Genomic DNA, 13,276 nt, shown 5'->3' with positions numbered 1-13,276 from the left:
GGGCTCCGCTAGTCCAGGTTTACAGTAATCGAAACCCGGCGATTGGTGGAGCTCCCGGCTTGACTATTTTCAGGTACTAGCGGCTCAAAGGTGCCCGCGCCCCGAACCAGCAGCAGTTCCGGAGCGACGCCGCGCTTGTTGAGAAGCGCACGAACTGCCTCGGCGCGTGCGGTGCTGATCGACGCGTTGGCCGTCTCACGACCAGTGGCGTCCGAATGGCCCGTCAACATGAACCGCGCTGTTACGCCTGACTTGCGGGCATTTTCGGCGAATTCCTTGATTTGACCCGCCAACCTGTCGAGAACCGGCGCCTGCTCTGGTCCCGGCACAACTTTGCCGGAAGGGAAGAAAATATTGGTCGCCTGGATGGCCTCTCGCAAATAATTAAGTTCAGCAAGGTTCAGCTCACTCAGCTGCGAGACATCCAGAACCACTCCGTCCGCCGAAAGCTGTTCGGCGGCGGCCTGCGCCCGGCTGATCCAGCCGGCAGGAGCCTCACCGACGGCAACGATGCGACCCTGGATGATCGAAAGCTGAACCGTTTTCGGCGGGTTCAGCGACGCCGTCAGCCGCTTCACCACGAACTTCGGATCAAGGCTCTGATAGAATTGCCACTGTGAATGAACACGGGCAGGATCAACCTCCGTTCCGGACAGCAGAGCTTGCGGGTCGGCCGCAAGCGGATCTCTCAGGCCGGAAATGTAGAACTGTCCGCCCCTCGCCGTTTGTTGGGCGACGATGATTCCCGGTTGGGCCTCAAGTCGCGACACATAATATTGCCAGTGCTCCGCCGCGCGTGCTTCGGGGCTCACATCATGAACCTTGGAGATGTCGAATTCCGGTCCGCCGGCCGAAAGCTGTCGGGCCGCTGCGCGCGCCCGATCTATCCAGGTGTCGGGAGCCTCACCCTCGGCAACGATGCGATCGTCGACGATCGAAAGCCGCACTGTATCGGGCGGATACAGCGACGCCTTCAGCCGCTTCAACACGAACTCCGGCTCAAGGCTCTGATAGAACTGCCACTGCGCATGAACCCGGGCGGGATCGACCTGCGTTCCCGACAACAGCGACTGCGGATCAACGCCAAGCGGGTCCCGCAGGCCGGCAATGTAGAATTGGCCGTCGCGTATCTTTTGGTCTGCAACAATGATGCCCGGCTGGGTCTCCAGTCGCGACACATAGGCCTGCCAGCGCTCCGCAGCGCGCACTTCGGGACTTACATCACGGACCGCCGAGATATCGAAGACCGGCCCGCCTGCCGAAAGCTGCTGGGCTGCTGCGCGCGCCCGGTTGATCCACGTGTCGGGAGCCTCACCCTCGGCAACGATGCGATCATTGACGATCGAAAGCCGCACTGTTTCAGGCGGAGCCAGCGACGCCGTCAGCCGCTTCAACACGAACTCCGGTTCAAGACTCTGATAGAATTGCCACTGCGAATGAACCTGGGCGGGATCGACCTCCGTGCCTGACAACAGCGACTGCGGGTCGACGGCAAGCGGGTCTCTCAGGCCGGCAATATAGAACTGGCCATCGCGTACCTGTTGTTCGGCAACGATGATGCCCGGCTGGGCCTCCACTCGCGACACGTAAGCCTGCCAGCGCGACACGTAAGCTTGCCAGCGCTGCGCTGATTGCCAGGAAAGAAAATACCAACCGCCTGCCAGACTCAAAAGCAGCAAGGCCACGGCCGCCACCAGCCACGGAAATCCCTCGTGTGATTCATCCTGCTTCAGCTCGACGCAGGTCTGCAACTGCGCCTCTACGCTGGCCAACTGCGAACCGTCGCCGTCAAACTGCTCTAAAGCCTGTGAGGATTCCTCATGGATGCGAAGCAGCACATCGCGAACGATTTCATGCAATTCCTCCGGTGGATTTCCCCGGATCACCGAAACCAGGGTCGCGAACGGTCCAACTTCCGACCAGAGACGAAGCTCGCCGAAACGGATCGTGTCCAGGCCGCCCTGCTCTTTCTCGTTGAACGAGTCCTTCACAAAATCCTGAATTGCGCTGAGCATCGAAGAAATGAGCTGAGGATCTTCGCTCGTCGCATTATCGGCCGTTACATGCGCTATCAAAAGACCGGAAGTGCGATGAATGAGAAAGGCATGTTCTACACGGTAGACAAGAGAGTGCTTGAGAACAACTTCCGAGAAACTAGCGCCAGTTCTCCAAGCCTCAAATCTCCACTTTAGGCCATGCCAGGTAAATATATGCCTTAAAGTTTCATTCAGCGACTGGAAGGTCTGGTCGATCTTTTCTCCGATCGACTTGCGAATTGCCGGCAGAAACACCGGATACAATATATCCGTCAGCGTGCGCGGGCTTCTCTGGATCGACCGTTGCACAGCCCGTTCGACAGCTGGCGCAAGCGCCTCGCCGAGTTGTGCATGAGGCGCTAGTGCGGCCGCATTGGGAAGAACGTCGCCCACGGCTGCTGCAAGCTGCTCGGGTTCGCCGAGCAGCTGCGTAACGCGTGAAAGCTCCGAAATTTCGCGGCCGACCAGCAACTGCCGCAGCGTTTCCATGCGCGGATCGGCGGTTGGAACTGCCTCGAACTGCGCCCGGTAGTCGGGATCGACGTTCCGGGCAATTTCGATCAAAAGACGAGCCAGAGCCTCGCGATCAATCTCTGTATCGTTCGAGGCTGTTCTTTTCGGAAGGTTGAATGGGTCGACGGTTGACGTCAAGGTCCCATCAACTCACTTTCCAGCTACGGTCCGAGTTGCTCTTGCTGCCGACGGGATCCTGATTCAGAGCTTTTGCAACCTCCACAAACAGGCCAGCCAAAAGATTCCGGTCGGTCTTGACGTTGCTGAGATCGGCAAACATTTTCTCGATCAGCATCTGAACGCCTTCATTCTTCTGCTTGATTTCCTCACGCAGCGAATGATCGTTCCGATTTATCCGGTCCGAAACGTCGCGCTCAAGCGCGCTTAGTTGATCCGACAACGCCCGCACCTGCTTTTCAAGTGCCTGGTTTTGCTCGCGAAGATTCCGATCGATCTCCTTGTCGGCGTCGGCTCGCGAATCTTTTTCGTTCCGCAACTGCCCCGCAAGCGAATCGATCTGCTTCTTTGCGTTCGACTCGTACATTTCGAGATTGCGCTTGGCCTCGGATTCGACATCCTTGAAGCGCTGCAAGACCCGTTCTTCAAGCTTGGAAAAGCGGCGGTCATAGTCCTGCATCTGGTTGCCGAACAGCAGATCGCGTATCTTGTCGACACCTACAGCGTCGCCGGGGGCCCCGTTCTCGCGAGCCTGAACTCCCAGGAAGTTCAGCCCGTTTCCTTCTGCGTTACCTATCAGATTTGCGTCCGCCTTCTTTTCCGAAGAAACGGTATTCGTAGATTCCTTTGCCATGCTTTTGCCCTTCCATCTGAGCACCTGCCAAGGTGCAAAACCCCATAAAAAACAGAGCATGTCAGCAAAATACCCGGCTCGCAAGTCGGTATCTCTTGACTTAAGTTGATTCATGAGGCAGCCGATTGCCGCGCGCCGATTCAGCAATGGACGTTTGGGGCCAGGCCATTTCAAATGGCGGCGGCGGCAACTGCAATATTGCGCTCAATATTATTCGATAAGGAGCGCTTCACCAATTACAAAGCAATACTGCGGGAGTTTCCAGTCTGGGCTATGGCCGGCAGCTAGTCGACGCGCGCGGCTCTGCTAGTTCGAAAAACTTACGCTCACGCCGCGCTGCCGAAAATAAGCCTGCATCAACTTGCGGCCCTGGCGGTTGTTCTGCGCCAATTTGGTCGGATCGAACACCGCCTGTTTTATTCCTTCTCGAGCCAGCGCCGCCTTGAGTGTCGCGATATGGGCGTCGATGTCGGCATTGTCCGCCCGAAGCGAGGCATAGATGCTCTCGGTCGCCTGGGCCACGGTGGGTTCGCTCACAGCTGTCGTCCTTTGGTTGGTTGAGCGGCGGCTTAACACAGATTCGCGGCTCCGCCGATACCGGTGGACTTGCGTCCATCGAAGGCGAATGGCCGCATTGCCAACCCAGCCAAAGTCGAAAGTCCGACCCGCTGCCCCTGTAGAGCTTGACGAAAATCGGTGCGCCTGTTTGAGAGCGGAGGATCGAGACATCGCTGCAGGGGCGACGAGCAAGGGTGGGCACAAAGTGAAGCGCGTTCTTCGGATGCTTGCCGCGGCGATCATGGCGTCCGGGGTGGCCGGCTGCACAAGCATTTCCTATTACGCGCAGTCGCTGGAAGGCCATGTACAGATCATGGCCGCGCGCAGGAATGTCGGGAAACTCATCCATGATCCTGCGACGCCCGAAGCCTTGCGCGCCAAGCTGACGTCGGCGAGCGCCATAAGACGGTTTGCGACAGACGAACTGGCCCTGCCCGATAACAGCAGCTACCGCAGCTATGTCGATATCCACCGCGACGCCGTGACCTTTGCCGTTTTTGCCGCGCCGCAATTCTCGCTCGCGCCCATAACATGGTGCTTTCCGGTCTTCGGCTGCGTTCCCTACCGGGGTTACTTCTCCCGGAAATCGGCGACCGAGAGCGCTGTCGAGCTTCATGGACAGGGGCTGGACGTCTATGTCTCGGGCGTCACCGCCTATTCGACGCTGGGCTGGTCCAGTGATCCGTTGCTGAGCACCATGCTGCGCCAGGACGACACCTATCTGGCAAGCCTTGTCTTTCACGAACTGGCGCATCAGCGCCTCTATGTGGATAGCGATTCCGCATTCAACGAGGCGTTCGCCGTTGCCGTCGAAACCACCGGGGTCCGGAAATGGCTCCGCGCCGCCGGCGATCGAGCCGGATTGCGCCGCTACGAAGCCGATCGCAAGCGCAGCGCCGATTTTCTCGGACTGGTGTCGAAAACGCGCGACGAGTTAAGGCAGGTCTATGCAAGTCCCCGCACGCCGGAGCAGATGGCGGCTGCCAAAGCGGCCACGATCGACAGGCTGCGGATGCGCTACCGGCAGATGCGCGACAAAGACTGGGCCGGATACCGGGGATACGATGCCTGGTTCAATTCCCCGATCAACAACGCAAAGCTCGCCGCGACGGCGGTCTACGGTGAACAGGTTCCGGCCTTTCTTCGCTTGTTCGACTTGTGTTCGGGCGATTATCCAAGGTTTTACGCCGCTGTTCGACGGATCGCGGATCTGCCCAAAGCGTCCCGCGCCGAGGCGCTCAAGGCTGCGGATAGGTGTGGCTGAACGGAAAAGCCGGCCCCGCGAATGGTCCGAAACGAGCATCGAGTTCAGTGACAGCCCACGCGGCTGGTCCTGATTGAAATTCGCCGGATTGCACCGGAATGCGCATGTCGTATAAGTTCGAATGCGGCATAAACCGTGAACGGTCGACGCCCGTCTCGCAGGCGGATGTTCTCCCCCGCATTGAGCGCGACCGTGAAGGTAGTCACGGGCTACCGGAGTCCGCCATGCTCGATCAGGACGTTTCTCATGACGTGATTGCGTCTTTCGGCCCTTTTCGCTTGAGCGTCTCTGAGAGATTGCTCGCAAGAGGCGGGGAGCCTGTCGCGATTGGCGGGCGGGCGTTGGATATCCTCATCGTTCTGGTGGAGCACGCCGGGGAAGTCCTGAGCAGCAAAGAGCTGCTCAGGCGTGTTTGGCCCGATGTGATTGTTGAGGAGGGAAGTCTCCGGGTACACCTCTCCAATCTTCGCAAGGCTTTGGGTGACGGGAAGGATGGCAACCGATACATCGCCAATGTGGCCGGACGTGGCTACAGTTTCGTAGCACCGGTGCGGCACTCCGCTCGCATGATCCCGGCACCCAGCGGGGGAGCCGGTCGGCCCAAAAGGCTGCCGCCGCGACTTGAAAGGATGATCGGGCGCGAAGAAACAGTTGCCGCCTTGTCCTCTCTCCTTTCGGAGCGGCGGTTCGTCAATGTGGTCGGACCGGGAGGCATGGGCAAGACGACCGTCGCGGTTGCGATAGCCCACTCCTTGCGCGGCGCGTTTTCCGATCAGATCTATTTTCTCGATCTCGGCGCGCTGGGAGATGCATCCCTCGTCCCCGGCGCTGTGACGTCAACGTTGGGTTTGAGCAGTCAGGCGACACAGGACCCAGTTTCTGCCTTGGTTGCCTTTCTGGTCGACAAACCGACCCTTCTCGTCCTCGACAGTTGCGAGCATATGATCGATGCCGTCGCCGTGCTGGCGGAGCGTCTCTTTGCCGAGATCCCTCTTATGCATCTGTTGACAACCAGCCGCGAGGCCCTGCGTGTCGAGGGCGAGAATGTGCATCTGCTGACGCCCCTTGAAGGGCCGCCCGAAGACAGTGGGCTGACCGCTGCGCAGGCACTTGCCGCGCCGGCTGTGCAGCTCTTCATGGAACGCGCCGTCGCGGGCGGCCTTGGTGCCGAACTCAGTGATGCGGACGCGCCGATCCTGGCGGCGATATGCCGTCGGCTTGACGGGATAGCACTGGCAATCGAACTCGCGGCCGGCCGCGTGGGCACCTACGGAATTCGCGGAACCGCCGAACTGCTTGATGATCGCTTCAAGCTTCTGTGGCATGGCCGGCGAAGCGCTATTCCGCGTCATCAAACGCTTCAGGCAATGTTCGACTGGAGCTACAACCTGCTCTCCCCGTACGAACAGACGATCTTGCGCCGGTTGTCTGTATTTGTCGGCCCTTTCACGCTCAACGATGCCATAGCAATCGCGTCGGACGGTGAAGCCGATGCATCAGCGGTGGCAGACGCCGTCGAGAGCCTGGTCAACAAGTCGCTTATCAGGATGTCCGAGTTGGCGGGATCGACTTACCACCGGCTCCTCGACACCAGTCGAGTGTATGCGGCAGCCAAGCTTGCCGAAACCGGCGAAGGCGCGGTGCTGTCGAGGCGACATGCGCATCACTATGCCGATCGCTTCAAACCAGACTCGACAAGAGCGACGGCGTTCGGGAACCGCGACGTCTCCGCTTACGAGCCGCACATGGGCAATATTCGAGCAGCACTCGAGTGGAGCTTTTCGGACGGCGGCGAGGCCCAGAACGGTGTCCAACTTGCAGCCGGAGCGGCGCCTCTGTTCTTGGGGTTCTCGCTTCTGGGCGAGTGCGAACGGTGGTGCGAGCGGGGCCTGTCCGCTTTAGGGGAGACAGATCGCGGCACGGAGCGCGAATTGGCGCTTCAAGCAGCATTGGCGATCTCGTCGATGTTCACGCGCGGTAACAGCGATGCCGTCAGAAAGGCCATCGAGCGAGGCGTCGGACTGGCGGAGGCGCTGCGGGACGGCCAATACAAGTTGCATCTGCTGGCCGGGCTGAACATCTTTCTTACTCGCATCGGGGACTTTCGCGGGGCCCTCGCCTGCGCCGAGCGGAGCGTGCTCGTTGCGGCAGAGCTTGGGGAGCAGTCAGGGATCATCATGGCCGAGTGGATGCTCGGCGTATCGCATCACCTGGTCGGAAACCAGGCGGCGTCACAGCGACACAGCGAGCAAGGACTGGAGCTGGAAGCAGACGCCGGCAGCGTCCAGGTCGACTTCTTCGGCTACGACCACAGGATACGCGCACTGATAGCGCTGGCGCGAGCCTTGTGGTTACGCGGCATGCCGGAGAGAGCGCTCAAAACTGCGGACCAGGCCGTCGAGGAGGCAACCAAACGCGAGCATCCGGTCGCGGTTTGCATGTCGCTTGTTTACACTGTGCCGGTCTACCTCTGGAGCGGCGACTTTGACCGCGCGGCGCAATGGATCGAACGTGTTCTGGCTTATGCAGCGAAGTATTCCCTGGCTCCCTATCACGCCATGGGGCTTGCTTTGAAGGGCGAGCTCATGATCTTGCAAGGCGAGCCGGCCGAGGGCGCGCAATTGCTCCGGAGCGCTGTTGCGACGCTGAGCGCTGAACGGTTCAATATCCTTGCGACGGCATTCTTGCGAGCGCTTGCCGAAGGCATGATGCGAAGCGGCCAGCTTGATGAGGCTGCAACCACAATCGACCGGGCGATTGCCTTGGCGGACCAGGCCGGCGAGACGTATGATCGTCCGGATCTGCTGCGTGTGCGGGCCGAAATTCGCCTGGCATATTCTCCGCCCGATGTGAGTACGGCTGAGGACTCGCTGCTTCAAGCGATCTACTGGGCAGGTAAACAATCGGCGACGGCGTGGGAGTTGAGGGCAGCCATACCGCTGGCCAGAATGTGGCAGCAACAGGGTCAGGCAGGCCGTGCCCGGGATTTGCTCGGCAGGCTCCTTCACCGGTTCGGCGAAGGCGTGCAAACCGCGGATGTAAATGCAGCGAGCCTCCTGCTCGCCGAATTGAACAGTGCAAATGCACCAAGCTGACCCCAGCGTAACGACTCTTAACAACGCATAACGCGCAATTCCTTCCTCTCCGAGCGAACATGCCTCTGCGGCATGCGATCTGCTTGACCGTATCCGAACAAGTTCGTTCGACAATGGAGGATGTCATGTCATCAAAATCACTGTCGCCTACGCGGCGCGAGCTGCTTGCAGTGTCGGCTGCTGCCGGCGTCATCAGCACGCTTCCGGGTACGCTGTTCGCAGCTGCGGGTAGCGACTCGATCCGCCCTTTCACAGTCAGGTTCCCGCAGCAGGAGATCGACGAGCTTCGTCGGCGAATTGCATCGACGCGATGGCCTGAGCGGGAAACAGTTACGGATGCAACGCAAGGCGTTCAACTCAAGACGACGCAGAAACTCGCGCGCTACTGGGCAACAGACTACGACTGTAGCAGATGCGAGGCGCAACTCGCCGCCTTGCCGAATTTCATCACCGAGATCGATGGCCTCGACATTCACTTTATTCACGTGCGTTCGAAGCACGAAAACGCGTTGCCGGTCATCGTCACGCACGGCTGGCCTGGGTCGGTCGTCGAGCAGTTGAAGATCATCGACCCGCTCGTCAATCCCACGGCGCATGGAGGGACTGCTGCGGATGCTTTCGACGTGGTGATCCCGTCGATGCCGGGTTACGGCTTCTCCGGCAAGCCGACCACGCCCGGTTGGGGCCCTGACCATATCGCGCGCGCATGGGTCGTGCTGATGAAGCGCCTTGGTTACTCGAAATTTGTGGCGCAAGGCGGCGATTGGGGCGCGATTGTCGTCGACCAAATGGGCCTGCAGGCAGCCCCGGAATTGCTCGCCATTCACACCAACATGCCCGGCATCTTTCCGGCCGAAATCGACGCAGCCGCTTTTTCCGGAGCGGCGGCGCCAGCGGACCTCTCAGCCGATGAAAAGCTCGCTTACGACCGTTTGCAGTTCGTCTATCAGAAGGGAATCGCCTACGGCTTCCAGATGGGTCTGCGGCCGCAGACATTGTACGGAATCGCGGATTCACCCGTCGGCCTGGCGGCCTATTTCCTCGACCACGACGCGCGCAGCTATGAGCTCATTGCGCGCGTGTTTGACGGGCAGCCGGAGGGACTTACGCGCGACGACGTCCTCGACAACATAACCATCACATGGTTGACGAACACGGCGCTTTCCGGCGCCCGTCTCTACTGGGAATATTGGGGCAAAGGGTATTTCAATGCCAAAGGCGTCTCCATCCCGGTTGCCGTGAGCGTCTTCCCGGACGAACTCTATCCAGCCCCGCAGAGCTGGACAGAGCAGGCCTATCCCAAGCTCATCCACTACAACAAACTCCCCAAGGGTGGGCACTTTGCCGCCTGGGAACAACCCAAGTTGTTTTGCGATGAACTGAGGGCCGGGTTCCGTTCGCTGCGTCGGTCGATCTGAAGCGGGCGGGCGGTATGCCGCCCGCTCTCTCAAGCATGGACCGGGCCAATTGACCGGTCCACCGCACACTAACTCAGAACGAACCAGGAGATTGCTATGAACAGAATTCCACAGCGCGGCGAAGCCGCAATCGCGACACCCGCAGCGCGGGGAGTAGACATAAGGCTCGAAGTCGCGGTCATTCCCGTTTCGGACGTCGACCGTGCCAAGCACTTCTATAGCGGCTTGGGTTGGCGACTGGACGCCGACCTCACAGGCGACGGATTTCGTGTCATCCAGTTTACGCCTCCGGGCTCCCCGTGTTCGGTAGTGTTCGGCTCAAGGACCACAACGGAACCCTATGCCCGGCTCGAAACCGATGTCCTCAAAAGCTGTGGTGAGCTCGTCGTATCGGACATCGAGGCAGCGCGCGCCGAACTCGCCGATCGCGGCGTCGACGTGAGCGAAGTGTTCCACTATGCCGGCAGCGAAGGCCGTGTCAGCGGTCCGCACCCCGAACGGAGCAGCTACTTGTCGTGGGCATCCTTCAGCGATCCGGCCGGAAATGTCTGGATGTTGCAGGAGGTCACTGCGCGAGCGCCCGGCCGCGTCGACACCGGCGAAACCACATTCGGCTCGTCGGCCGAGCTCGCAGCCGCGCTCCGGCGTGCGTCCGTGGCCCATGGTGAACACGAGAAGCGGACAGGCGGCCAGCATGATGAGAATTGGCCGGACTGGTACGCGCAGCACATGGCGGCGGAACACGCGGGCAAGGAGCTGCCTCTATAAGGCCGCTTCTGGCACAAAGTTGCCTGCGGCCTCTGCAATAGCGATGTCCGCCTTTGTGAACGGACTGGCCTGCAACATGGCGGCGAAGGCATTTAGTCGAGCGGCGGCTCAACGCAGATTCGCGGCTGCGATCACCCCAGCGACAGTTCCTTCGTCTGGTGTCGCAGCACGAGGCCGACCGCGCCAAGCAGCGAATCGTTTTCGGTGTGCTTGCCGACGATGATTCGCGTGCGGAGCGCCGGGGCGACATCGCGGGACTTGATGAGCGTGTGGCGTTCATAGGAGGCGATCAGCGGCGTCAGCAGAATGTCGCCTGCCAAAGCCATGTGGCCGCCGATGATGATAAGCGGCGGATTGAGCACCGAGCCGATCAGGCCGAGACCCCGGCCGGCGATCTCGGCGGTATCCTCGATCATCCGCAACGCCCTGACGTCGCCCTGCTCGGCCATGGTGATGACGTCGTCCATGGTGACTTGCCGCCCCACGACACGCGAAATCTGTTCCAGCGGCCGCGCAAAACTCGCATAGAGCTCCAGGCATCCGCGATTGCCGCACCGGCAAAGATCGCCGCCGGGATCGATGCTGATGTGCCCGAATTCGCCGGCGCCGCCGGCGATGCCCGTCACCAGCCGGCCATGCTGGACAATGGCCCCGCCGACACCCAGATCGATCTTGAACAGCACGAAATCATCCTGGCCGACGGCCGCGCCCCACATGAGTTCCGCGATGGCTGCGCAGTTGCTCTCATTGTCGGCGAAGATCGGCTGTTCGAGGACGGGTCCGAACACATCGCGTATGTTGACGCCGGCCCATGTTGGAACCATGCTCGCGCGCAGCACCACTCCGTCGCGGCTGACAGGGCCGGAGACGGAGACCCCTACCCCCAGGAGCCCCGCCATCGGCAGACCGTTTTCCTTGTAAGATTGGGCAATTGCCGATTTGACCATCTGGGCCGCCTGTTGCGGCTGGTAGTCCAGATCCATTGGTATAGTTTGTTCGACAATGACGGAATGCGAGACATCGGCGACGATGAGCCGTATCTGCTGAAGAGCTAGGTGAATTCCGACACAGGTGCCTGCTGTCGGATTGAGGGTCACGGCCGCGGCTGGCCTGCCAATACCTCTGATGCCATCGCTGCTGGCCGGGGCTTCGATCACCATCCCCGACTTTTTCAAACCACTGAGCGCGGTTGAGACCGTCGAGCGTGCCAGACCGGTAACGCGCGCGATCTGCGACGCGGAAAGTACGCCGCGCTCGCTCAGGCAGCGCACAATCACGCTCTCGGGCGACGCGGACGGCCTGTCGATCAGCCAGGTTCTAAGCGAAAGTTTTGTCATGGATCAACATAAACATCATTGACTGATAGCTCCAATATGTCATTTTGGAAAGAACTCGAGATTAACGCATCTCGCCGGCAGCGGCTTCAAACCGCGGCCATAAGCGGTCGAAACGAACCGTGCAACCATATGTGGGAGTGAAACCATGAAATCTGTTATGACCGCCTTCGCGGTCGCTGCTGCTACGTGCACCCTTGTCGCCGGGGCAGCCTTTGCCGAACCCAAGACGAACCTTCTGCACCAATGGGCGACCGGATCGGACGCGCAGGCGATCGCAAAGCTCGGCGAGATGTTCACCGCCAAGGGCGGCAAATGGGAACAGACCTCGATCGCAGGTCACACGGCCAACACGCTGGCGAAGCTGCGTGCCGACGTGATCGCCGGCAATGCCCCGCCCGCCGTGCAGCTCAAAGGCCCGGAAATCGCCGAGTGGAACGAGACCGGCATGACCGCCGATCTCGACGCGCTGGCGGCCTCGGAAGGCTGGGAGAAAGTGGTCGCGCCGGAATTGCTGCCGGTGATGAAGCCGACCGGCAAATGGGTCGCAGCGCCCATGAACATCCACCGCATCAACTGGCTCTGGGCTTCGCCGAAAGTCATGCAGGCCGCCGGCGTGGCGGAAATGCCCAAGACCTGGGCCGAGTTCAATGCGGCCTGCGACAAGATCGTCGCCTCAGGCAAGATCTGCATTTCGCATTCGACCGCGGACTGGACGGATTCGACGGTGTTCGAGGTCGTGCTCTACGGCCAGGACATCGATCTCTATCGCAAGGCCTTCGTCGAAGGCGATGTCGAAGCCATGCGCAGCCCGGGGATGGTCAAGGCCTTCGAGCAGATGCGCCTGATGACGAGCAAGTACATGGATCCGGGCATGGTCGGCCGCGACTGGGATTCGATGTCGGCGCTGGTCGGCAAGGGTGACGCGGCGTTCCACATCATGGGCGACTGGACGATCGGCCTCTTGACCGCGGCCGGCTTCAAGGAAGGCACCGACTATGTCTGCGCCCAGGCGCCGACCGATTGGGGCAAACCCGGCTTCATCCTCAACTCGGACTCGGTGGTGTTCTTCAAGCAGAAGGACCAGGATTACATCGACGGCCAGAAGCTGCTTGCCAGCCTGATCCTGTCGCCCGACTTCCAGACGGTCTTCAACCAGGCCAAGGGCTCGATCCCGGCACGCCTGGATATCGATCTGTCGAAGGGCTTCAATCCGTGCCAGCAGCTGTCGCAGAAGGATCTGCAGGCTTCGATCAAGGAGGGCACGCTGGTCCGCTCGATGGCCCACAACATGACCATCCCGCAGAAGATGCGCGGCGCGATCATGGACTCCATCACCGAGTTCGTAGCGACGCCCGACATGTCAGCCGAGGACGGCGCCAACGCGATGGCCGACGCGGCCGAAGCACAGAAGTAGACGGGAAACGGCCGGGCGCAATGTCTCCGCACCCGGCCTTCCTCCATCCCAGTTCCGCGCCC

9 protein-coding genes are annotated in these 13,276 nt (G+C 60.6%); 5 read left to right on the top strand and 4 right to left on the bottom strand.

Annotation, left to right across the window (positions count from 1 at the left end; genetic code table 11):
• Nucleotides 1-8: 8 nt before the first annotated feature.
• From AC1DXM_RS22215 to AC1DXM_RS22205, 3 genes are all read right to left on the bottom strand, one after another.
• Nucleotides 9-2,687, bottom strand: coding sequence for an OmpA family protein (locus tag AC1DXM_RS22215; protein WP_477236193.1), 2,679 nt, complete (start codon nt 2,685-2,687; stop codon nt 9-11).
• A gap of 7 nt (nt 2,688-2,694) precedes the next feature.
• On the bottom strand, nt 2,695-3,360 hold the full coding sequence (locus AC1DXM_RS22210; protein ID WP_203280667.1) for a coiled-coil domain-containing protein: 666 nt from the start codon (nt 3,358-3,360) through the stop codon (nt 2,695-2,697).
• Nucleotides 3,361-3,666: 306 nt separating this feature from the next.
• A complete protein-coding gene (locus AC1DXM_RS22205; RefSeq protein ID WP_454577861.1) occupies nt 3,667-3,897 on the bottom strand; it encodes a hypothetical protein in 231 nt (76 codons plus the stop codon).
• Nucleotides 3,898-4,141: 244 nt separating this feature from the next.
• Here AC1DXM_RS22205 and AC1DXM_RS22200 point away from each other — a divergent pair, with 244 nt between their 5' ends.
• The 4 genes from AC1DXM_RS22200 (at nt 4,142) to AC1DXM_RS22185 (ending at nt 10,463) form a co-directional block, all read left to right on the top strand.
• Nucleotides 4,142-5,182: an aminopeptidase gene (locus tag AC1DXM_RS22200; protein ID WP_477236639.1), complete on the top strand. Its 1,041-nt coding sequence runs from the start codon at nt 4,142-4,144 to the stop codon at nt 5,180-5,182.
• A gap of 224 nt (nt 5,183-5,406) precedes the next feature.
• Nucleotides 5,407-8,277, top strand: a complete 2,871-nt coding sequence (locus AC1DXM_RS22195) for an ATP-binding protein (RefSeq protein WP_477236190.1) — start codon at nt 5,407-5,409, stop codon at nt 8,275-8,277.
• Nucleotides 8,278-8,402: 125 nt separating this feature from the next.
• Nucleotides 8,403-9,695 carry an epoxide hydrolase family protein gene (locus AC1DXM_RS22190; protein WP_477236637.1) on the top strand — a complete coding sequence of 431 codons (1,293 nt, stop codon included), beginning with the start codon at nt 8,403-8,405 and terminating at the stop codon, nt 9,693-9,695.
• A 96-nt stretch (nt 9,696-9,791) separates the two neighbouring features.
• Nucleotides 9,792-10,463 (top strand): VOC family protein, encoded by a 672-nt coding sequence (locus AC1DXM_RS22185; protein ID WP_477236188.1) that lies wholly within the window; start codon nt 9,792-9,794, stop codon nt 10,461-10,463.
• 131 nt (nt 10,464-10,594) lie between these two features.
• Here AC1DXM_RS22185 and AC1DXM_RS22180 read toward each other — a convergent pair whose 3' ends face one another.
• Nucleotides 10,595-11,734, bottom strand: a complete 1,140-nt coding sequence (locus AC1DXM_RS22180) for an ROK family protein (protein WP_477236186.1) — start codon at nt 11,732-11,734, stop codon at nt 10,595-10,597.
• Between the two features lie 211 nt (nt 11,735-11,945).
• On the opposite strand from AC1DXM_RS22180, the gene AC1DXM_RS22175 reads away from it, so the two are divergent.
• Entirely contained in the window at nt 11,946-13,214 is a 1,269-nt protein-coding gene (locus AC1DXM_RS22175) for an ABC transporter substrate-binding protein (protein WP_477236184.1), read from the top strand.
• The last annotated feature ends 62 nt before the right edge of the window (nt 13,215-13,276 follow it).

Source organism: Mesorhizobium sp. P3_A2 (assembly GCF_056403115.1).
The sequence above is the reverse complement of the archived record's forward strand: the minus strand, read 5'-3'. Positions and strand labels throughout refer to the sequence as shown.

Coding starts and splice junctions, on each gene's coding strand:
- AC1DXM_RS22190 (WP_477236637.1), top strand. CDS start 8,403: ATGTCATCAAAATCACTGTCGCCTACGCGGCGCGAGCTGCTTGCAGTG.
- AC1DXM_RS22210 (WP_203280667.1), bottom strand. CDS start 3,360: ATGGCAAAGGAATCTACGAATACCGTTTCTTCGGAAAAGAAGGCGGAC.
- AC1DXM_RS22175 (WP_477236184.1), top strand. CDS start 11,946: ATGAAATCTGTTATGACCGCCTTCGCGGTCGCTGCTGCTACGTGCACC.
- AC1DXM_RS22195 (WP_477236190.1), top strand. CDS start 5,407: ATGCTCGATCAGGACGTTTCTCATGACGTGATTGCGTCTTTCGGCCCT.
- AC1DXM_RS22200 (WP_477236639.1), top strand. CDS start 4,142: ATGCTTGCCGCGGCGATCATGGCGTCCGGGGTGGCCGGCTGCACAAGC.
- AC1DXM_RS22185 (WP_477236188.1), top strand. CDS start 9,792: ATGAACAGAATTCCACAGCGCGGCGAAGCCGCAATCGCGACACCCGCA.